Raw genomic sequence first — 18971 nt, 5'->3', positions numbered from 1 at the left:
ATTAACTGGGTCACATTTCCATCGCCCTGGCACCAACTTAGATAAATCTCTTGTGAATTAATTTGTTAAGCCGACTGCCTCCGCCAGCCAACGGTCAAAATCTGCATCCATTTGCTGGCCCCAGCCAGCCACCAGTTTCTGGTAGCCCTGATAATCGCCGCGGCGGGTCAGGGTCAACATCTGTTCCACCCGGGAGCGTTGCTGCTCCATCATAAACCGCACCGCCAGGTAGCCCCAGCGATACACCCGATCGCTGCCACCATTGGCGTTGTAACTGGTGTTAAACAGCTCACTGAGGGTATAGCCCCCCTTGGCCGCCAGCGCCAGTGCTTTGGGATTATCCGACCCCAGGGCAATGTATTCGGCAACCCCCTCACTCCACCACACCAAATGCGGCAGCGGTGGCGTCGGTTCGGGGCAATACTCCGGGGCACTGTGGTCATCGTGCAGGTTCATGCAGAAGTCCCCGTACAGATTGAAACGACCATCCAGGTAATGCACGTACTCATGATTGAGGTTCCAGATCGTCCCTTGCTTCTGGTAGGCCACGAACTCCGCCTGATTTCCCGGCTTCGACGGCGTGCCCTCGAGGTACATGCCGCCATTGTCACTGGGAACATTAAAGTGGGCTGTCACATGCGCCACGTAACTGTCACGATCACGATAGACGTTGGCGCGCATGGCCAGGTTATTGTCGTCTGCAACCGGAGAACCCTCGGTGCCAAACAACTGATGAAAGCGCGCCTCCTGAACCAGCAGATGCTCGCAGGCCTGGCGTTGCTGCTCGTCGGTCAGGGCCTGCGAGCGTAGCAGCAACGTTCCACTGCAGCGGTGCTGCTGCCCCAATAGCTGATCGACCGTCGGCGTCGCCGGTCCCTTATCAGCATAAACCAACGCTGACGTCAGCATCAGCCCTCCAGCCCAGATCCCCGATTTTCCCCACATGAACGGCTCCGCCATTTTGCATACAATATCCGCACGCTACCCCACTCTTCACATTGACGCAAGCCAACACCAACAAAATCGAACGATTTGGCCGCAATTTTGCGATTTTCATTCTTTTTGATGCATCTAAAATAACGGCCATCATTCAAATTACGGAGACAGTGTGATGTTACGCAATACACAAGCCCGCTACGGCTGGATCACCATCGTCCTGCACTGGCTATCGGCCCTGGCTGTGTTCGGTCTGTTTGGTCTGGGCCTGTACATGGTGGATCTGACCTATTACCACCCCTGGTACCGTGAAGCCCCTTTCATTCACAAAAGCCTGGGCATGCTGCTACTGCTCGCCACTCTGTTTCGGCTGCTGTGGCGTTTCAGCAACCCGTCACCCGATGCCCCGGCCAATCAGGGGCGGGCCACCCGAATCGCCGCCAAGCTGGGACACGGCGCCATCTACGTGCTGTTGCTGGCCCTGATGGTCTCCGGCTACCTGATCTCCACCGCCGATGGCCGGGCCATCGACGTCTTCAACTGGTTCAGCGTTCCGGCGCTGATCCACGGCCTGCCACAGCAGGAGGAGTTCGCCGGCACGGTGCACGCTTACGCCGCCTGGAGCCTGATTATCCTGGCCGCCGGTCACGCACTGGCTGCCGTAAAACATCAACTTATCGACCGGGACAACACCCTGAGTCGCATGATTTCACCGCAAACTAAAGAGAGAGCAACACTATGAAACTGATCAATGCCGCCCTGCTGGGCACCACCCTGGCCATCAGCAACCTGGCCCTGGCCGACGACTATGCCATCGACACCAAAGGCGCCCACGCCTCGGTTAACTTTAAGATCAACCACCTGGGTTACAGCTGGGTCATCGGTCGCTTCGACAGCTTCAAAGGCAGCTTCAGCTACGACGGTAACCAGCCGAGCGCCTTTCGGGTCAGCATCGACACCAAGAGCGTAAACTCCAACCACGCCGAGCGGGACAAGCACATCCGCGGTGAAGATTTCCTGGAGGTCAGCACCTACCCCGAGGCGACCTTCAACAGCACCTCCTACAAGGCCAAGGACGACACCTCCGGCACCTTGTATGGCGACTTTACCCTGCGCGGCGTAACCAAGCCCATCGCCATCGAGGTACAGAAGATCGGTGAGGGTAAGGATCCCTGGGGCGGTGAGCGCGTGGGTTTCGCAGGCAGCACCACCGTCACCATGAAGGAGTTTGGCATTCCGATGGATCTGGGTCCCCAGTCCGCCGAGGTGCAGATTGACCTTCATGTAGAGGGCATCAAGCTGTAACTGGCCAACCCCGCCAACACCAACATCCTGTCCAGGCCGGTTCAATCCGGCCTGGGTGGTGACCTCAACCGCGCACAACCCCCACCAGTTTGATATAATCATTGCCATTCTGGCGCAGATCTTCCTCTCCGCGAAGCCAAGACAGGCTTAACGCGGCCCTTCGCTGGCAGGTCACACCGACGCTGCGCGCGCCTTTGGCATTATTCGGACAGTTACATCACCATGGTTAAAATTGGTCAGTACAATCGACTCAAGGTCGTTCGCCTCAGCGATTACGGCGTCTTTCTGGACGGCGATAACTTCGGCAACATCCTGCTCCCCAACAAATACGTGCCCGAAGGCGCGGCTATCGGCACCGAGATCGAGGTGTTCATCTACTTCGACTCCAACGATCAGCTGATCGCCACCACCCAGAAGGCCAAAGCCTGCCTGGGTGAGTTTGCCCTATTGCAGGTGGTGGACATCAATGACGCCGGCGCCTTCATGGATTGGGGATTGGATAAGGATCTGCTGGTACCCTACAACCAGCAGAAAGTGCCGATGGAGAAAGGCCGCCACTACGTGGTGTACATCTACCAGGATCGCCACACCGAACGACTGGCCGCCTCCAGCAAGCTGGACCGCTTTGTGTCCGAGCGCCCTGGGCGCTTCCGCAAGATGCAAGAGGTCGATCTGATGCTGACCAACAACACCGACCTGGGCTTCAAGGCCATCGTCAACGACAGCTACTGGGGCATTCTGTACCACAACGAGTTGTTTAAGGACGCCAGGGTGGGTCAGCGGATGAAAGGCTACGTCAAGTGGGTCAGAGAGGATGGCGGCATCGATCTGACCCTGAATCCGCCGGTCAACGAAGCAGTGGATCAACTGGGTCAGCAGGTACTGGATCATCTGGCCCGCAACAATGGCTTCAGCCCCCTGGGCGATAAAGCGGATCCAGAGGCGATCAAACGGCTATTCAAAGTCAGCAAGAAGATGTACAAGCGCACCATCGGCGGCCTGTTTAAATCCGGCAAAATCAGTATCGACAGCGACGGTATCCGCCTGAAGGAGAAGCAGTAATGGCCCTGACCATCAGCTACACCTTTAAAGGGGTTAACAAGAGCATCGGCTACGCCAACGACAAGTTCCACGACGCCTTTGAAGCCGTGGCCGCCGCCGAGGGGATCGACACCAGTGACTACCTCAATATGGAGCAGGCGGTAAAGATGTCCACCCGCGACAAGAAGACCGTGCGCAACTTTCGCGATACCTACATTCGCCAGAAAGGGTTCACCGACATCAAGGTGGTGCGGGACTAACTTCACCGCCAACCCCAAAAAAAAGGGCCGAATGGCCCTTTTTTTAATGGTGCTCGCGACTACAGAGTCAGCTTGGCACGATGAGCCCAGACCACGGTTTCACCCCACAAAGGCAGGCTCCAGACCCCGCTCTGATCGTCTTCGTACAGCTGATGCAACGTCATCTGCTTCTTGGACAGTACTGCCCGCTGAATTTCACGGTAGATCACCGCACCCTCTTCAGACAGCTGTTCCGGCCGGCGAAAGTTCTGATTGTCGACGTCGATCAAAAATCGCTTCACCGCTTTGCCATCGATGGTTCGCTGCTGCACCCGGAACGGTCCGGAAAACTCGTAGCGCATGCTGATCTCTTTATTGACCGCGTCGGTGAAACAGGCCGCCACCAGCAGTTGGCCATGATTGTCGGACTGATACAGCACCGAAAAGCGCAGATCCCCCCGAACCACATTGTCACTGTCACCGTAGTAGTACACGTCAGCCCGATAGACATCCTCCAGCATCCCCTCTGTCGGGCCATCGAAGCGGTCCAGCAGAATCTTGTTGTAGGTCACCTGCTCCATGCGCAGCTTGGTCTCCTGCAACCACTTCAGATCCAGGGGCGGCTGCTGATCATGGCGGCGCACCAGATTCAGTGGCTGCCGGTCCCGGCACTGACCGTCGTAATCGGCGCACAGGGCGATGGAGTCAAAATCGGCGCTCTGTTTCAGATAGCTCTGCTGTGGACGCACCTCCGGCAACATCTCGTCGGCGCGCTGCCAGTTGGCGATAAACTGCTGCGGTGACACCTGTTCTACCGTAGCTTCATCCTCAAACACCACCCGGTGTACCTGGTTGGGGTGGGAGCCAACCCGCATGCGATCCGCTTCAATCTCCGCCACCCCGGGCTGATTCATCAACAATACCCAGTCGGTGATCTGGGTCAGGGTGCCACTCAAGTGCAGAAATGCCACCAGAATCAGTACTGCCGGCAGGGGCAGCCAACGCCAGCGGGGACGGGCCCGTCCCGGCACCGTCTCAGTAACCTCGGATCGCTGAGGCTCCGGGGCCAAGACCGCCTCTGCAGACGCCGGCTGGGCACTGCACAGGCTGTAGCCGTAGCGCGGAATGGTCTTCAGCTCGACCTCAGGGTGTCCGGCCAACTTACGCCTCAGCGTACTGATGCACTGCGTCAGTGACGACTGGGCCACTACCCGGCCCGGCCATCCGGCTTCGGTCAGGGTCTGTTTGTCGACCACGCCACCGCTCTCCTGCAGCAACAGCGTCAGGATAGCCAATTCGGCAAAAGACAAGGGATGCGTCTGATTCAGCTTGAGATCAATAAGCTCGCGACGCTCTTCGTCGATAGTCAGATGCTTGGATAACTTCAATTCAATCCTCTCTAACCCCGTGTTCACCACCGGGATACCGCACGGCAACTACCGCACGCCCCAATCATACTGACTCTGTTTCAGATTTAGCATGATGCAGTTCTGAATTTCGAAACTCTCTCGGTGGAGCAAAAAAGGCCCGGGTGATGAAGCCCGGGCCAGTCTCGCATTACAGGGAAAATGGGGCGGCCCGCCAAGGCCGCCCGGCGGCCTTAATTCAGGCCATGGACCGTCTTCAGGTTACCCAGGTCGTGACACACGGCGCAGGACTCCTCGCCGGTGTACTCACCCTCGGTGACGCCGAATTGAGCACCGTTCTGCTTCATGTGACCCACCACGTCTTTGCGCACCTGGCGGCGGTCTTCACCGGCTTCCGGAGCACGCTTACCGTGACAGCTCAGGCACACGGCCGCAGTCGGTGACACGTAGGCATCGGCTTTGGCATCGACGGCGTAACGCTTGTTACCGCTGGTGTCTTTGCCGTTGGCCGGATCCAGGCCGTCGTAGGTGTCCATGTAGTCCAGATCCAGCGCCAGAGGCTTACGACCCACCAGGTACTTGGTATCGAAGCTGTCACCGTCGTGACACTTGACGCAGTTGGCCAGGTCGGCGGAATACTCGACGTTACGCACCCAGCCTTCACCGCCCTGGTTGGCGCGGTTGTTGGCGTGCATGGCGTGAATCCATACCTTGTGATCCGGGTGGCTCATGGTCAGCTGCTCGACGTAATCCGCGTCACCCTGCTTGGTGTGGGCATCACGAATCACCTGAGTCGGCGGGTTGTTGGCATTGTGGCACGCCAGGCACTCTTCACCGGCATTGGATGCGGTAGTCCAGTCACGCTCGCCCCGAGGCATCAGGTTTTTCAGCATCACCTGCTCGTCCAGGCTGCCGTCACCATCTTTGTCCAGTGAACCGGAGGCACAGGTGGTTCCGAAGAACTCTGAGTCGGTCTTGGTAACCGGGTGGCAGCTGCGGCAGTTAAGGGTCATCTGCACCATGCCATCACTTTCACGGGTGGTGGTACCGTGGCAGGAACCACACTTCTCGTTGGTCACCACCTGGCGACGAGGACGTTCATTGAGCATGCCCTGGTCGTCGAAGAAGTGCAGCCAGTTGTAGCCAGCCGCACCCTGTCCCCAGACGCTGGCAGTTTCAGAACAGGACTGGATGTTGGTACCGGTTTCATCCATACAGAACCAGATGCGTGGCGTCACCATGCCGTAGCTGGCACTCAGATCACCGTCGAAGGTGTCGTTCATCTCGAACGGACCAATCTCAAAGGTGGTTTCGCCGTTCTCGTAGTTAAGCACGATTGGCTTATCAACGTAGCCCGGGTACAGCTCCTTGTTGGTGAACACTCGCAGAATCTTACCGCGCTCCATGGCCATGTCATGGCCACCCCAGTTGATGTAAAACTCGGAGTAATAGAAGAAATCAGCCTTATCCAGCTGCTGGTTCATGCTCTGGCCGTCTTGGTCGCGAATGTCGACGGTCAGCTGCACGTAGCCAGTGCTGGCGGTATCCAGGCCGGCATCGATGTTTTCCTGAGCCTGTGGTGCCGCCACCATCTTGGCATCAGTTACCGTCAGGTGCACGTTCTCACGACGAGAGGTCTGGCCCTTGTAGGTGGACAGGTGGTTCATCTCGGTCATCGACTCGGAGTGGCACACCGCACAGGCGCTGTTGTCCGCGCGCGGGCCGCCCAGGTGGTTTTCTCCGGTTTCAAAATCCACATCGGCGTGACAGGTCGAGCAGGACTCGGCGGTCGGTACCTGTTTCCAGTTGGCGAAATCGGTGGCACCCTCGGTGGCCATGTGGCAGTTGTCACAACCCCCCACCGGAGCAGCGATCACCCCGACGTGAACCTTGTGAGCCAGGTTGGTGAACAGCGCATCGTCGCCCACCTTGTTGTCGGCGTGACAGGCGACACAGGTTTCCACCTCGGTGTACTTGCCACCGTGCATGGCGATGTCATCGTGACAACCGGCGCAGTTCTCGACGGTGGTGACGTTCTTGGTGTAGGCCACGGCGTTGCCATCGAGGCGGAAGTCATGAACGTCGTTGATGTAAGGCACCTCGGAGCTACCCACCTGCTCACCACCAACGCGAACGACCAGACGCAGAGTCTTGTCGTCGGCCAGGGTGAAGGCCTCTTCAGTGGTGACGTCCTTATCAAACAGATAGCTGTAGGTGCCATCTTTATTGTCTTCCAGGGTGCCACACTTGGAGTACTTGCTGGCAGGGCATCCTTCGGAAGAGAGCAGCTTCCAGGCATCGGCATTGCCGTTATTGCCCTGCTCCAGCCCGCTAAGGATAAAGCCAAACTTATCCAGTCCGACTACCGGCAGATCTTCTTCATTACGGACGGTGAAGGTCAGCTTCGACTCGTCGGCCACCAGGATCTGATCCACGGTCACTGCCAGGCTTTTCGCACTGTCAGCAATGATCAGCCCGGGCTTGCCGTCTTCACCCGGAGTTCCGGGGGCGCCATCTTTGCCATCGTCACCACTACAGCCGGTCAAGGCCAGGGTGAGCATGGTCGCTAGGGTTGCGACCTTAAATTTTGGAGAGTTCATCATCATATCCCTTTCAATCATCATCATTGATTGGACCCTTTATTGGGTAGGGACACGATACTGACCGGGCCAGCCACAGACCGTGACTGCTTCGGTTGCAAATGCGGCGAAAAAACGAACTGTGATCCAACAGGCAAAAGCGGCCATTGCGGTAGCTGAAAAGCTGCGGCCGGGCTACAAAAGCAGAAACAAAAAGATGCGCAAATGTTAATCGGTCGCCATTTTGGGTGATTTGGGGCACCTTTTGGGATCCCAAAACTGCGATTACCGGCTATTACTTAGCAACTGAGCTGATTTCTCCCCAAAGCACTGATGCCAATGCAAAGATCGCTAAAGTCACAGCATTTCAAACCGATAATCTGTACAGTAGCTGAAGTTATCAGAGTAAGGAGTGTCGTTCGTGCAGGTTGGTTCTCAAGCATCGCTTCAGGCGTATCAGTCCCTGACGCCGAAAACGGCACGCCCGCAGCCCCATGCCGACGAAGCCGGCGCCGCCAAACTCAATGCCACCGAGGCACCGTCCGCGACCACCACTCCGGCCCCGGCCGACAAAAACAGCAATATGGATGAAGTGACCAGTTTCACCTATGGTGCTCTGGGCATGGATCATCCGGACGTCATCGAAGAGATCGACGACCCCACCTACACCGCCGGCCAATACGCCAAGGCGGCTCTGTCCATTGGTGGCCTGCTGCTGGCTCTGGCCTGATGCTGCGCCGACGGCCTCTCTCCTCAGCCTAACAACCGTTTCCCGGCAGCTCATCCCTGCACCACTGTGCCGTCGCTTCGGCTGCCTAAGTTTTGCTGTGTGGCTGCGTCTCAAGCCCTTCAGGACAACGGCGTATCGAAAAATAGGACCAAACCACTCCCTGGAGCGGGGAACCGGTTGCCCGCGAGCACAGCGTTTCCAAGGCGAAACGGGGGCATCTTTGCCAGTTCCCGGGCTACGCGTGACGCCACAAACAAAGTAATCCCGGATGGGGCTGGCCATTGGCGGCCTGGACGGTGGGCACCTATGCTTAGGCTACATCGCCAATGGAAACTGCCTATGCGAACACTACTGCTCGCCATCACCCTGCTACTCAGCGCCGTGGCCACAGCCTACGACAGCACCTCACCTCAGGTGAAACTGCTGTACGGCATCCACGGCCCGGACGGCAGTCTACTGCACGCCCAGCAGATCCAGGTCACCTTGGTCAAACCCTATTACCTCAAGCTGGATCGCGGCAGTGCTGGCCACCTGGAGCTGGTAATCAGCGTCGATGAGCTGGCGACCCGGCTCAGCCTCAGCGCCCCGGAACTGGGGGAGTGTGAATTTACTCTGGAGCGGGAATACGATGCCGGCACCTGCCACACCCACAACGGCAGCAGCGTCACCCTGATGATCGACCGCTACAACCGCTAACCGCCCAGCCAATACAACAACGGTCGCCCCTGGGCGACCGTTGTCCGTTTATGCCTAACGTCCCTGACGCGACGGCTTAGGGCGACCGCCGCTGCGACTCGCCGGCTTACCGCCATTGCTAGTGCCCTGAGGGCGCCCGGCCGGCTTCCCCTGGCCGGAGCGACCACCACCGCCGGCCTTGGCCCCCTGACCAGCGGCTTTAGCGGCCCGGCGCGGCTTATCAAACTGCTTGAGGCCGGTATGCTTTGACAGCGCCGGCTTGCCTTTGCCCTGCTGGCCTCGTTGGTCGCCACGGCCTTCTGCCGGTACCAGGCAGTTGGGTCCATTGCCAATCAGCTTTGCCAGGCCGTTGGCTCGCAACCCTTCGCGAATCAGCGGCCAGTTAGCGGGATCGTGATAGCGCAGAATCGCCTTATGCAGGCGACGCTGGCGCCCCCCTTTGGCCACCGGCACCTTCTCGCCCTTGTAGCTGACCTTGCGCATGGAGTCGTGCTCGGTATGCCAGATGGCGGTGGCGTTCGCCAGCGGTGACGGGTAGAAGTTCTGCACCTGGTCCAACTTAAAGTTGTTGGCTTTCAGCCACAGTGCCAGGTTGACCATGTCTTTATCGGTGGTCCCCGGATGGGCGGAGATGAAGTAGGGGATCAGATACTGCTTCTTGCCCGCTTCGGCGGAATACTGCTCAAACATCTGCTTGAAACGGTAGTAACTGCCCATGCCCGGTTTAAGCATCTTAGACAGCGGCCCCTCTTCGGTATGCTCCGGCGCGATCTTCAGGTAGCCGCCCACATGGTGGGTCACCAGCTCCTTCACGTAACGGGGATCCTCCACCGCCAGGTCATAGCGCACTCCGGAGGCGATGAGGATCTTCTTAATCCCCTTCACCTTACGCGCTTTACGGTACAGTTCGATGGTCGGCGTGTGGTCGGTGTCCATGTGACCGCAGATGTCCGGATAGATGCAGGACAATCGGCGACAGGTGGATTCCGCCTTTGGGCTTTTGCATCTCAGGCCATACATATTGGCGGTGGGCCCACCGAGATCGGAGATCACACCGGTAAAGCCGGGGACCTTCTGTTTGATCTCCTCGATCTCATTGACGATGGACTCGTGAGAACGACTCTGAATGATCCGTCCCTCATGCTCGGTAATGGAGCAGAACGAGCAGCCGCCGTAGCAGCCACGCATGATGTTGATGGAGGTCTTAATCATGTCGTACGCCGGAATCTTACGACCGGCGTATTTAGGGTGAGGCACCCGCTGGTAGGGCAAGCCAAACACCCAGTCCATCTCGTCGGTTTCCAGCGGAATGGCCGGCGGGTTGAGCCAGACGAAACGATCGCCATGGCGCTGCATCAGTGCCCGGGCACATCCGGGATTGGTCTCCTGATGGAACACCCTCGAACTGTGGGCGTACAACACCTTGTCGGCCCGCACCTGGTCGAAAGCGGGCAACAGGATGTACTGCTTGTCCCAGGGCTTGGGCTTGGCCGGCTGCACCGTCACCGCCTGGGCCTGCTGCTGCGACGGCGCCACGGCGGCACTGCCACTGCCCAGCTCACAACCCATGTCATCGGCACCGTAGGGGTTGGGAATCGGGTCAATCTTGCCGGGAGTATCCAGGGTAGTGGAATCCAGCCCGGCCCAGCCAGGCAGCGGCTCCTTGGTCAGGAAGCCGGTGCCGCGAATGTTGCGCATCTGCTGAATCGACTCTCCCGCCGCCAGGCGATGAGCCACTTCGATGATGGGGCGCTCGGCATTGCCGTAGATCAACAGGTCGGCCTTGGCATCAAACAGGATGGCGCGCCGCACCTTATCCTGCCAGTAGTCGTAATGGGCGATACGGCGCAGGCTGGCCTCGATGCTGCCGATGGTCACCGGCACCTCTTTGTAGGCTTCTTTGCAACGCTGGGTGTACACCACCACCGCCCGATCCGGCCGTTTTCCGTGGACGTTGTCCGGGGTGTAGGCGTCGTCATGGCGCAGGCGGCGATCGGCGGTGTAATGGTTGATCATCGAGTCCATGTTGCCAGCCCCGACGGCAAAAAACAGATTCGGCTTACCCAGCTTCATGAAGTCGTCTTTGCTGTGCCAGTCCGGCTGATCGATGATGCCGACCCGAAACCCCTGGGCTTCGAGCATGCGGCCGACGATGCCCATGCCAAAGGAGGGGTGATCCACATAGGCGTCGCCGGTGACCACGATGATGTCACAGCTGTCCCAACCCAGGGCCTCCATCTCCTCACGGGAGGTCGGCATAAACGGCGCCGGCCCGTAAGACTCTGCCCAGTATTTGGGGTACTCGAACAGTTTGGTTTTGGGTTTTGGGATCATGCTGCCACCTTAATGCGTACCGGGCGCGGATTGTAGCAGAGGATGAGGGAGCTGGCGACGGTTAACTTTTAACCACAGGTAAACAAGGGATGCCGCCCCGCCAACGCAATCAACGTCGCTGCCGAATCGCCCGGTCGGCAAGGGCATCGATAAACCCGGGGGCCAGCAGCCTGAGCCAGCGCCCCAACTTTCCCCGTAGCGAGGTGATCAGCAGACGCTCCCGGCGACTGATGGCAGTCAGGCACAGCTGGGCGCACCGCTCGGCGGTCATGATTTTCGACTCCTGCATCGGCGTCTGCCCCAGCGGATGACCGTCGGCACCCATGGCCCGCTTGTGAGTCTGGGAGACCACAAAATCGGGACAGATCAGTGTTACGTCCACCCCCTGGTCCTTCAGCTCGATGCGCAGCGAATCAAAAAAGCCCACCATCGCATGCTTGGAGGCGGCGTAGCCGCTGCGACAGGGCACCCCGGTCAAACCGGCAATGGAGGCCACCGCCACCACACTGCCCCGGCTGTGCTTCAAGGCTGGCAAGGCGGCGTGGGTCAGATAGACCGCCCCCAGGTAGTTCACCCGCATCAGCCGCTCAAACACCCCGAGATCCTCGAGGTCATCGAAGCGACTCCACATGGTAATGCCGGCGTTGTTGATCAGGATGTCGAGGCGGCCAAAGTGCGCCAGGGTCTGATGCACCAGTTGCTGGCACTGCTCCGGCTGCGCCACGTCACAGGGGCACACTTCGGCCTCGCCGGGCAACTGGTTGGCCAACTCCTCAAGTCGCTCCCGATTGCGGGCAGCCAGCATCAACCTGGCACCGGCGGCAGACAACTGCATCGCCAGGGCCCGACCGATCCCCTCGGAGGCGCCGGTAACAATTACCACCTTGTCTTTTACAGTGGGCATCACGACATCCTTGTGGTTAATGCTCCGGCTCCCTGCCAGGCTCAGGCCTGCATCGCCTCCTCGGGGGAAGGCAGGTCCGGCTGGTAGGTTTCCAGATCTTTAGGCCGGCCGATGCCATAACCCTGGGCGTAGTTGACGCCGATGGCATTGAGCTGATCCAGGGTATCCTGATCCTCGACAAACTCGGCCACGGTTTCGATGCCGATGACCCGGCACACGTCGTGAATCGATTTGACAATGGCGTAATCCTTGGCGTTGGTGGCCAGGTTGCGCACGAAGCAACCGTCGATCTTAACGTAATCCACCGGCAATTGACGCAGGTAGCCATAGGAGGCAAAGCCGGAACCGAAGTCATCCAGGGCAAAGGCAAAGCCACGGCGGCGCAGGGCATGAAGAATATCCAGTGCCCGGCTCTCGTTGGAGATGGCGGCGGTTTCGGTCACCTCGAAACAGATGCAATGGGTGGGAATGTTGAGGCTTTTCACCAACTCGTCGATATAGTCCACCAGGCCGTCACTGGAGAGACTGGTTCCTGACAGGTTCACCGACATCACCTGGGTATCCCACAGCTCGGGGTGGCGGGCCAGCCACTCAAACGCCTTACGCACCACCGCCCGATCCACCGTCGGCATCAGATTAAAGCGCTCGGCCGCGGCGATGAACTGCGCCGGAGCCAGAATGCTGCCGTTCTCCTCCCGAATCCGCAACAGAATCTCCATCCGCCGCTTGGGGGTCTTATGGGAGATCGCCTCGATGGGCTGGAAGAACAGCACCAGGTTGTCGTTGAGAATCGCTTCGTTGATCTTCATCGCCCAGGCCGGGGCGTTGCGTTGGTGCGCCAAGTCCTGATCCAGAGAATCGAAGAAGTGAATCTGGCTGTCGCCTTTGCTCTTCGCCGCCTGACAGGCCAGCTCGGCGTCCTTGAACACCTCCCGCGGGTTGCTCTCCTCACCGCGGTGGAAGGCCACGCCGATGTGCAGGCCGACGGTATAGCTGCCGGAGTCCCAGTACAGGGTAATACCCCGTACCTTGTCCATCAGAATCTTCAGCTGCCGGGCCGCTTCCAGTGCCGTGGTATTGGTCAGGATCAGGGCAAACTCATCGCCACCGATGCGGGCCAGAAAATCACTCTTGCGCAGACACCGCTGCATGGCATCAGACACATCCTTGAGCATCCGGTCGCCGGCTTCGTGGCCACAACTGTCGTTGATCAGCTTAAAGCGAGCCAGATCCATGTAGCAGATAGCATGCTGGCCATCGTCACTCTCCAGCTGAGCCAGGTGCTGATCAAAGCTCTGCCGATTGAACAGGCCGGTAATCACGTCGTACTGGGCTTTGCGCTTCAACTCCCGCTTGAGCAGTTCGGAGCGAGTGATGTCTTTGAGGGTCACCACCGCCCCCAGGCAACTGCCACTGCGGTCATCGACACGGGTGATGCTGAAATCCACCATCTTGGCCAGCTGGGCCTTCGCCAGCTGCACCCGCCCCTCTTCGTGGACCTGGCTGCCATTAAGCAGCGCCACCAACATGGCGTCGAGCTGAGCTCCGGAGTTGCCCGGCATGATGTCCGCCAGCTGTTTTTGCCAAACCTGATCGGTTTTGAGCCCCAGTAACAACTCCGCCACCGGGCTAAGCTGGGTCACCCGCCCGTGCCGATCCACCATGATGGCGGCGTCGGATACCGCATTGAGGGCGGTATGATAAAACAGGTGGCTGTTGGCGATCTCCAACGACAGGCTGTTAATCAGTGCGCTCAGCCCCTTGGTGGCACCGGAGCCCTTCATCACCACCGGCTTGTGCCAATCCTTATTGGCCTGATGCTGCTTGAGCAGAGTCGACAACTCCTGGGCCGGGGCGATCAACTGCCGCCACAGGTGGAACACCATCACCGCCAGCATCAGCACAATGGCCAGCACAAACATCGCCATCAGCGAGATCAACAGCTGGTTTTTCTGCATCGCCTGCCAATGGTGGAACGTCGCTGACAACCGCAATGGCTCGCCGGAAAAGGTGGCAATGGGAATGCTGATGGTGCTGCCCAATTGCGACTCTGGCGTCACGCTGATGCTGCCAATCAGCTCGCTGGCATTGCCCAAAGTCTTAAGCTTGGCCGGGGTCAGTTCCTGTACCAAAGCCATACCGCGCCACAATTTATTTTGTACTGGAATCACACTGACGCTATAAAATTGGTGGGCGACCGGCATCACGCCACTGCGTTCGAACTGAAAGCTGCCGACGGTGAATATCGATTGGAATCGTTCCAGTATGCTCTGCTCAATGCCGTTGGGTCGGCTATCTTCAGGTAACAGCAACCTGAGTTCACCATGGTGATTCATGACCAGAAGGGTTCGCCCCAGCAACCGTTGTTGCGACAACAGCTGGGTTTGCAGGGGGGGCTGGGCCAGAGCCACGTCGTTAATGCTCTGAATCTGATCCCGCAGATCCGACTCCAGCTCATTGACGACATTGGCGAGAGTGCGACTGTGCAGATCCGTCGTCATCGACGACAACCCACTTTCCAGTTGCCAATACAGCGAGCTGCCGATAAAGATGAGAATCGGCAAGGCGATGGCACCGAGTTGTAATATGAAGCGCTTGGTAATGCTCATTGACGCAGTGGTGCATTGCCCGCAGTGAATCTCGAATGCCCCCAAGTTACCGAAATTCGGTTTCCTTTTAAATGGGAAATGCAAAATCAATATGTTTTCTGATACTCCACACACTGTTCCGACAAGGTTAAGCGACGACCCTCTCGTCACCGAGATTCGAGACTGCCGTCTGTGCCAAGCACAACTGCCGCTGGGCCCGCGACCGGTGGTGCAGTTCAACGCCAGTGCCCGCCTGCTGATCATCGGCCAGGCGCCAGGCCTGAAAGTGCACCATAGCGGCATCCCCTGGGACGACCCCAGCGGCCAGCGATTACGGCAATGGCTAAACCTGACGCCGGAGCAGTTTTACAACCCCAACGATGTGGCCATTGTTCCCATGGGGTTTTGCTACCCCGGCCGGGGCAAAAGCGGCGACAACCCGCCGGATCCCCGCTGCGCGCCACAGTGGCACCGGCAGGTGCTGCAGCGACTTTCTCACGTGCGGCTGACGCTGTTGGTGGGACAGTACGCTCAGCGTCATTACCTCAACGGATTCAGCTCGCTGACTGACAGCGTGCGCCGGTGGCGGGATCACCTGGATACGGGCTGTCTGCCGCTGCCCCACCCGTCGCCGCGCAACAACCTGTGGCTGAGACGCAACCCCTGGTTTGAACAGCAGGTGGTGCCAGAGTTACAGCATCGGGTCCGGGCCGCACTGAAACAGGGCGACTAGCGAATCAAGGAGAGCAAAGAGGGAAGGTCGGGGCGACGGACGCCGCCCCGAGGAGCGGGCTTACTTACAGTAAGATGCCGCGATCTGCGCGCCCAGACGGGCGTTGTTCAGTACCAGCTGGATGTTGGAGTCCAGGCTGTTGCCACCGGTCAGCTCGCACACTCGAGCCAGCAGGAACGGGGTGGACGCCTTACCGGCAATGCCCTGCTCTTCCGCCTCTTTCAACGCGGTTTCAATGGCTTCGCTGATAAGCTCTGGCGCCATGGCGTACTGCTCAGGAATCGGGTTGGTCACCACCACACCGCCATTCAGGCCCAGGGCCCATTTCGCTTTCAGAGCCGAAGCAATCTGCTCAGGGGTGTCCAGACGGTAATCGATGCTGTGCTCACTTTCGCGGGTGTAGAACGCCGGCAGACTGTCAGTCTGGTAGCCGACAACCGGAACCCCCTGGGTTTCCAGGTATTCACGGGTCAGGCCCAGATCCAGAATCGACTTGGCACCGGCACAGACCACGGCCACATCGGTGTGCGCCAGCTCCTGCAGGTCGGCCGAGATGTCGAAAGTCTCCTGGGCACCGCGATGAACGCCGCCGATACCGCCGGTGGCAAACACCTTGATGCCGGCCATGGCCGCCAGAATCATGGTTGCCGCCACAGTGGTGGCGCCGTCTTTCTTGGCTGCAACAACGAACGGAATGTCACGACGGCTGACCTTGGCAACGGCCTGACCGGCCTGGCCCAGATGGCGAATCTGCGCTTCATCCAGACCCACCTTGAGGCGGCCCTCGATGATGGCGATGGTGGCCGGAACCGCGCCCTGATCACGGATCGCCTGCTCCACTTCCAGCGCGGTATCCACGTTGCGGGGATAGGGCATGCCGTGAGAAATAATGGTCGATTCCAGAGCGACGACAGCTTGGTTATTGGCCAGGGCCGCAGCCACTTCAGGTTGAATATCCAGATATTGCTCTAACATCATTTTGCTTCCTCTAGCAGGCGGGTAACCGACTGCTCTGACATGGTTGAGTTGATGGTTTTTTCGGCAGCCAGCGCCAGGCGGGCGGCTCCGAGGGCAAAGTCGACACTGTGGTCCCATTGCCATTGATTCAGGTGTCCGTGGGCCAGTCCCGCCATCAGGGCATCACCGGCGCCGGTGACGTTGTTGACCTGGGTAGCCGATGCGGGGATCAGGCGACTGCCACTCTCACTGCTGGAGTAGGCGCCTTCGCTGCCGAGGCTGATCAGCAATCGGCTAACCCCCTGATCGTGCAGCGACCGGGCCACGTCCGGCAGATCTTCCAATCGGTTCAGCGGTCGGCCAGACAGCAGTTCCGCCTCCAGGCGGTTGGGCTTGAGGGTGTGAATTTTTGACAGGTAGGGGGCCAGTCGGGAGGCTTTGACCGTCGACACCGGATCCACCAGTATCGGCTTGTCGCCATGGCAGTGGAACAGGTAATCCAGGGCGCTGGCACCGAGGTTGGCGTCCACCACCAGCGCCGAAGCGCGGTTCAGTACCCCTTCCCGTTTAGCCAGTTGATCGGCGTTGAGACACTCAATCAGCGACATGTCATTCAGTGCCAGTTGCATCTCACCATCAGGGTCATGAATGGACAGGTAACTGCAGGTGGTTGCACCACCGACGGTAAGGCAGTGCTCCACCCCCACGCCGGCTTCCCGACACGCCTGCTTAAGCTGCTCGCCCCAGCTGTCATCCCCGAGGGCACCAATAAACTGCACCCCGCTGCCCAGGCGACCCAGGTTGTCGGCAATGTTGCGGCCCACCCCGCCGGCGCTGCAGGTCAGCTGCCCCGGATTGGAGTCACCACTCACCAACGGGTTGTCTGCCCGGCCGCAGAGATCCATGTTGGCGCCGCCAATCACCACCGCGTAGCGCTCCGGGGCCAGGATGTAACCCTTGCCCTGAATTTCGCCCTTACGGGTCAGGTTCATGATGTGTCCGGCAACCGCGCTGCGGCTGATGCCAAGGCGATCCGCCAGATCCTGCTGTGGAATCATGGGGTCCTGACGAAGAATGGCCAGAATCTGTTGCTCCCGATCGGTCATAAACTTTTGTCCGCTATACAAACATCTGTTTGCATCATGGATCATATCACTCGATAAATAAAGTCCTTTTTGGCTTTTTGAAGCAGCCTGTGAAACAGGCACAAAAAAGCCCAGCACGATGGCTGGGCTTCGACTGTCTTGACGGACGCTTACTTGTGGTAAGGTTCGGACAGTTCGTGCACGGCGCGGATAAAGGCACCGGCGTTCTCTGGGTCCACGTGCTGGTGAATACCGTGGCCCAGGTTGAAGACGTGGCCGTTGTGAGGACCAAACTCTTCCAGGATGCGGCTGACTTCGCCACGAATCTTGTCCGCTGGCGCATACAACCAGGACGGATCCATGTTGCCCTGCAGGGCAACCTTGTCGCCAACCCGCTCGCGGGCGGCCTTCATGTCAACGGTCCAGTCACAGCCAACAGCATCACAACCGGTAGCCGCGATGTCTTCCAGCCACTGGGCGCCACCCTTGGTGAACAGCACAACCGGCACCTTATGACCGTCATGCTCACGGATCAGGCCATCTACAATCTTGTGCATGTAGTGCAGGGAGAACTCACGGTAAGCCGGACCGGACAGGGCGCCGCCCCAGGTATCAAAGATCTGTACCGCCTGGGCACCAGCCTTGATCTGAGCGTTCAGGTACAGGATGACCGAGTCGGCCAGCTTGTCCAGCAACATGTGCAGTGTGGCCGGCTCAGCAAAGGCCATCTTCTTGATCTTGGCGAAGTCCTTGGAGCTACCGCCTTCAACCATGTAGGTAGCCAGGGTCCATGGGCTGCCGGAGAAACCGATCAGCGGCACTTCGCCTTTCAGTTCACGACGGATGGTGCGTACCGCATCCATCACGTACTTCAGCTCACCTTCCGGATCCGGTACTGGCAGATTTTCGATGACCGCTTTGCTGTCGCACAGGGTCTGGAAACGAGGTCCCTCACCCTGTTCGAAGTACAGACCCAGACCCATGGCATCGGGAACGGTCAGAATATCGGAGAACAGGATGGCGGCATCCAGAGGATAACGGCGCAGAGGCTGCAGAGTCACTTCACAGGCCAGTTCGGCGTTGCGACACAGAGACATGAAGTCACCGGCTTCGGCACGGGTGGCACGGTACTCTGGCAGATAACGGCCTGCCTGGCGCATCATCCATACTGGGGTTTTATCAACGGGTTGGCGCAGAAGCGCACGCAGATAACGATCGTTTTTCAACTCGGACATTTCGCTCATCCCTAACACGCAAGCGGTATAAAAGTGCCGGTATTGTAGCATCATGAGCACGGATTATGGGCCTGTCCGCGTGAGCGGTTTCGCAAAATTAATGGCAAAAAATTTGAACTGCGACTCAAATTCAATGGGAACTTATTCGTAACAAGCTATTGCGCCGGCAATCTGGCTTTGGTATAAAATTAGCGCGCTAGCAAATAACGCAGAAGCTCGTGATAAGCGAGCCCTGAAAGACC

General features: G+C 58.8%; 16 protein-coding genes. 7 read left to right on the top strand and 9 right to left on the bottom strand.

What is annotated here, in order from left to right; all coding sequences use genetic code 11:
* Positions 1–57: 57 nt before the first annotated feature.
* Positions 58–909 carry a collagenase gene (locus BLT77_RS01985; RefSeq protein ID WP_090361122.1) on the bottom strand — a complete coding sequence of 284 codons (852 nt, stop codon included), beginning with the start codon at positions 907–909 and terminating at the stop codon, positions 58–60.
* A gap of 202 nt (positions 910–1111) precedes the next feature.
* On the opposite strand from BLT77_RS01985, the gene BLT77_RS01980 reads away from it, so the two are divergent.
* From BLT77_RS01980 to BLT77_RS01965, 4 genes are all read left to right on the top strand, one after another.
* Complete coding sequence (locus BLT77_RS01980; protein WP_218126883.1) at positions 1112–1678, top strand: cytochrome b; 567 nt, start codon at positions 1112–1114, stop codon at positions 1676–1678.
* The gene (locus tag BLT77_RS01975; protein WP_090361116.1) at positions 1675–2241 is read left to right on the top strand and encodes a YceI family protein; all 567 of its coding nucleotides are present in this window, start codon (positions 1675–1677) and stop codon (positions 2239–2241) included. Before BLT77_RS01980 ends, BLT77_RS01975 begins: the two co-directional genes overlap by 4 nt.
* Positions 2242–2463: 222 nt before the next feature.
* Positions 2464–3303 (top strand): CvfB family protein, encoded by an 840-nt coding sequence (locus tag BLT77_RS01970; RefSeq protein WP_090361113.1) that lies wholly within the window; start codon positions 2464–2466, stop codon positions 3301–3303.
* Positions 3303–3542, top strand: a complete 240-nt coding sequence (locus BLT77_RS01965; protein WP_090361110.1) for a DUF2960 domain-containing protein — start codon at positions 3303–3305, stop codon at positions 3540–3542. The genes BLT77_RS01970 and BLT77_RS01965 overlap by 1 nt, the downstream gene beginning before the upstream one ends.
* A gap of 59 nt (positions 3543–3601) precedes the next feature.
* Here the strand turns inward: BLT77_RS01965 and BLT77_RS01960 are convergent, their stop codons facing one another.
* Positions 3602–4909, bottom strand: coding sequence for a winged helix-turn-helix domain-containing protein (locus tag BLT77_RS01960; protein ID WP_176819161.1), 1308 nt, complete (start codon positions 4907–4909; stop codon positions 3602–3604).
* Positions 4910–5121: 212 nt separating this feature from the next.
* Positions 5122–7515, bottom strand: a complete 2394-nt coding sequence (locus tag BLT77_RS01955; RefSeq protein WP_143026534.1) for a multiheme c-type cytochrome — start codon at positions 7513–7515, stop codon at positions 5122–5124.
* A 373-nt stretch (positions 7516–7888) separates the two neighbouring features.
* Here BLT77_RS01955 and BLT77_RS01950 point away from each other — a divergent pair, with 373 nt between their 5' ends.
* Together BLT77_RS01950 and BLT77_RS01945 are read left to right on the top strand one after the other, a co-directional pair.
* Positions 7889–8197, top strand: coding sequence for a hypothetical protein (locus tag BLT77_RS01950; protein WP_090361101.1), 309 nt, complete (start codon positions 7889–7891; stop codon positions 8195–8197).
* Positions 8198–8536: 339 nt separating this feature from the next.
* Entirely contained in the window at positions 8537–8893 is a 357-nt protein-coding gene (locus tag BLT77_RS01945) for a hypothetical protein (RefSeq protein WP_090361097.1), read from the top strand.
* A 54-nt stretch (positions 8894–8947) separates the two neighbouring features.
* Here BLT77_RS01945 and BLT77_RS01940 read toward each other — a convergent pair whose 3' ends face one another.
* From BLT77_RS01940 to BLT77_RS01930, 3 genes are all read right to left on the bottom strand, one after another.
* Complete coding sequence (locus BLT77_RS01940) at positions 8948–11227, bottom strand: YgiQ family radical SAM protein (RefSeq protein ID WP_090361094.1); 2280 nt, start codon at positions 11225–11227, stop codon at positions 8948–8950.
* A 109-nt stretch (positions 11228–11336) separates the two neighbouring features.
* Complete coding sequence (locus BLT77_RS01935) at positions 11337–12131, bottom strand: SDR family oxidoreductase (protein ID WP_090361091.1); 795 nt, start codon at positions 12129–12131, stop codon at positions 11337–11339.
* 41 nt (positions 12132–12172) lie between these two features.
* On the bottom strand, positions 12173–14740 hold the full coding sequence (locus BLT77_RS01930) for a putative bifunctional diguanylate cyclase/phosphodiesterase (protein WP_090361088.1): 2568 nt from the start codon (positions 14738–14740) through the stop codon (positions 12173–12175).
* Between the two features lie 91 nt (positions 14741–14831).
* Between BLT77_RS01930 and BLT77_RS01925 the strand changes: the two genes are divergently transcribed.
* A complete protein-coding gene (locus tag BLT77_RS01925; protein ID WP_090361085.1) occupies positions 14832–15452 on the top strand; it encodes a uracil-DNA glycosylase family protein in 621 nt (206 codons plus the stop codon).
* 60 nt (positions 15453–15512) lie between these two features.
* Here BLT77_RS01925 and BLT77_RS01920 read toward each other — a convergent pair whose 3' ends face one another.
* The 3 genes from BLT77_RS01920 to hemE form a co-directional block, all read right to left on the bottom strand.
* Positions 15513–16427: a pseudouridine-5'-phosphate glycosidase gene (locus BLT77_RS01920; RefSeq protein WP_090361359.1), complete on the bottom strand. Its 915-nt coding sequence runs from the start codon at positions 16425–16427 to the stop codon at positions 15513–15515.
* Positions 16427–17515: a PfkB family carbohydrate kinase gene (locus tag BLT77_RS01915; RefSeq protein ID WP_090361082.1), complete on the bottom strand. Its 1089-nt coding sequence runs from the start codon at positions 17513–17515 to the stop codon at positions 16427–16429. The genes BLT77_RS01920 and BLT77_RS01915 overlap by 1 nt, the downstream gene beginning before the upstream one ends.
* Before the next feature lie 149 nt (positions 17516–17664).
* On the bottom strand, positions 17665–18729 hold the full coding sequence (gene hemE, locus BLT77_RS01910) for a uroporphyrinogen decarboxylase (protein ID WP_090361080.1): 1065 nt from the start codon (positions 18727–18729) through the stop codon (positions 17665–17667).
* Between the last annotated feature and the right edge of the window lie 242 nt (positions 18730–18971).

Origin of the sequence: Ferrimonas sediminum, assembly GCF_900100175.1 — a bacterium.
Lineage (GTDB): Bacteria > Pseudomonadota > Gammaproteobacteria > Enterobacterales > Shewanellaceae > Ferrimonas > Ferrimonas sediminum.
The sequence above is the reverse complement of the archived record's forward strand: the minus strand, read 5'-3'. Positions and strand labels throughout refer to the sequence as shown.

Bases quoted from the DNA above. Each gene is read 5' to 3' on its own strand.
- BLT77_RS01945 (WP_090361097.1), top strand. From the start codon at position 8,537: ATGCGAACACTACTGCTCGCCATCACCCTGCTACTCAGCGCCGTGGCC.
- BLT77_RS01965 (WP_090361110.1), top strand. From the start codon at position 3,303: ATGGCCCTGACCATCAGCTACACCTTTAAAGGGGTTAACAAGAGCATC.
- BLT77_RS01985 (WP_090361122.1), bottom strand. From the start codon at position 909: ATGCTGACGTCAGCGTTGGTTTATGCTGATAAGGGACCGGCGACGCCG.
- BLT77_RS01935 (WP_090361091.1), bottom strand. From the start codon at position 12,131: ATGCCCACTGTAAAAGACAAGGTGGTAATTGTTACCGGCGCCTCCGAG.
- BLT77_RS01955 (WP_143026534.1), bottom strand. From the start codon at position 7,515: ATGATGATGATTGAAAGGGATATGATGATGAACTCTCCAAAATTTAAG.
- hemE (WP_090361080.1), bottom strand. From the start codon at position 18,729: ATGTCCGAGTTGAAAAACGATCGTTATCTGCGTGCGCTTCTGCGCCAA.
- BLT77_RS01940 (WP_090361094.1), bottom strand. From the start codon at position 11,227: ATGATCCCAAAACCCAAAACCAAACTGTTCGAGTACCCCAAATACTGG.
- BLT77_RS01920 (WP_090361359.1), bottom strand. From the start codon at position 16,427: ATGTTAGAGCAATATCTGGATATTCAACCTGAAGTGGCTGCGGCCCTG.
- BLT77_RS01930 (WP_090361088.1), bottom strand. From the start codon at position 14,740: ATGAGCATTACCAAGCGCTTCATATTACAACTCGGTGCCATCGCCTTG.
- BLT77_RS01925 (WP_090361085.1), top strand. From the start codon at position 14,832: ATGTTTTCTGATACTCCACACACTGTTCCGACAAGGTTAAGCGACGAC.
- BLT77_RS01980 (WP_218126883.1), top strand. From the start codon at position 1,112: ATGTTACGCAATACACAAGCCCGCTACGGCTGGATCACCATCGTCCTG.
- BLT77_RS01915 (WP_090361082.1), bottom strand. From the start codon at position 17,515: ATGACCGATCGGGAGCAACAGATTCTGGCCATTCTTCGTCAGGACCCC.
- BLT77_RS01975 (WP_090361116.1), top strand. From the start codon at position 1,675: ATGAAACTGATCAATGCCGCCCTGCTGGGCACCACCCTGGCCATCAGC.
- BLT77_RS01970 (WP_090361113.1), top strand. From the start codon at position 2,464: ATGGTTAAAATTGGTCAGTACAATCGACTCAAGGTCGTTCGCCTCAGC.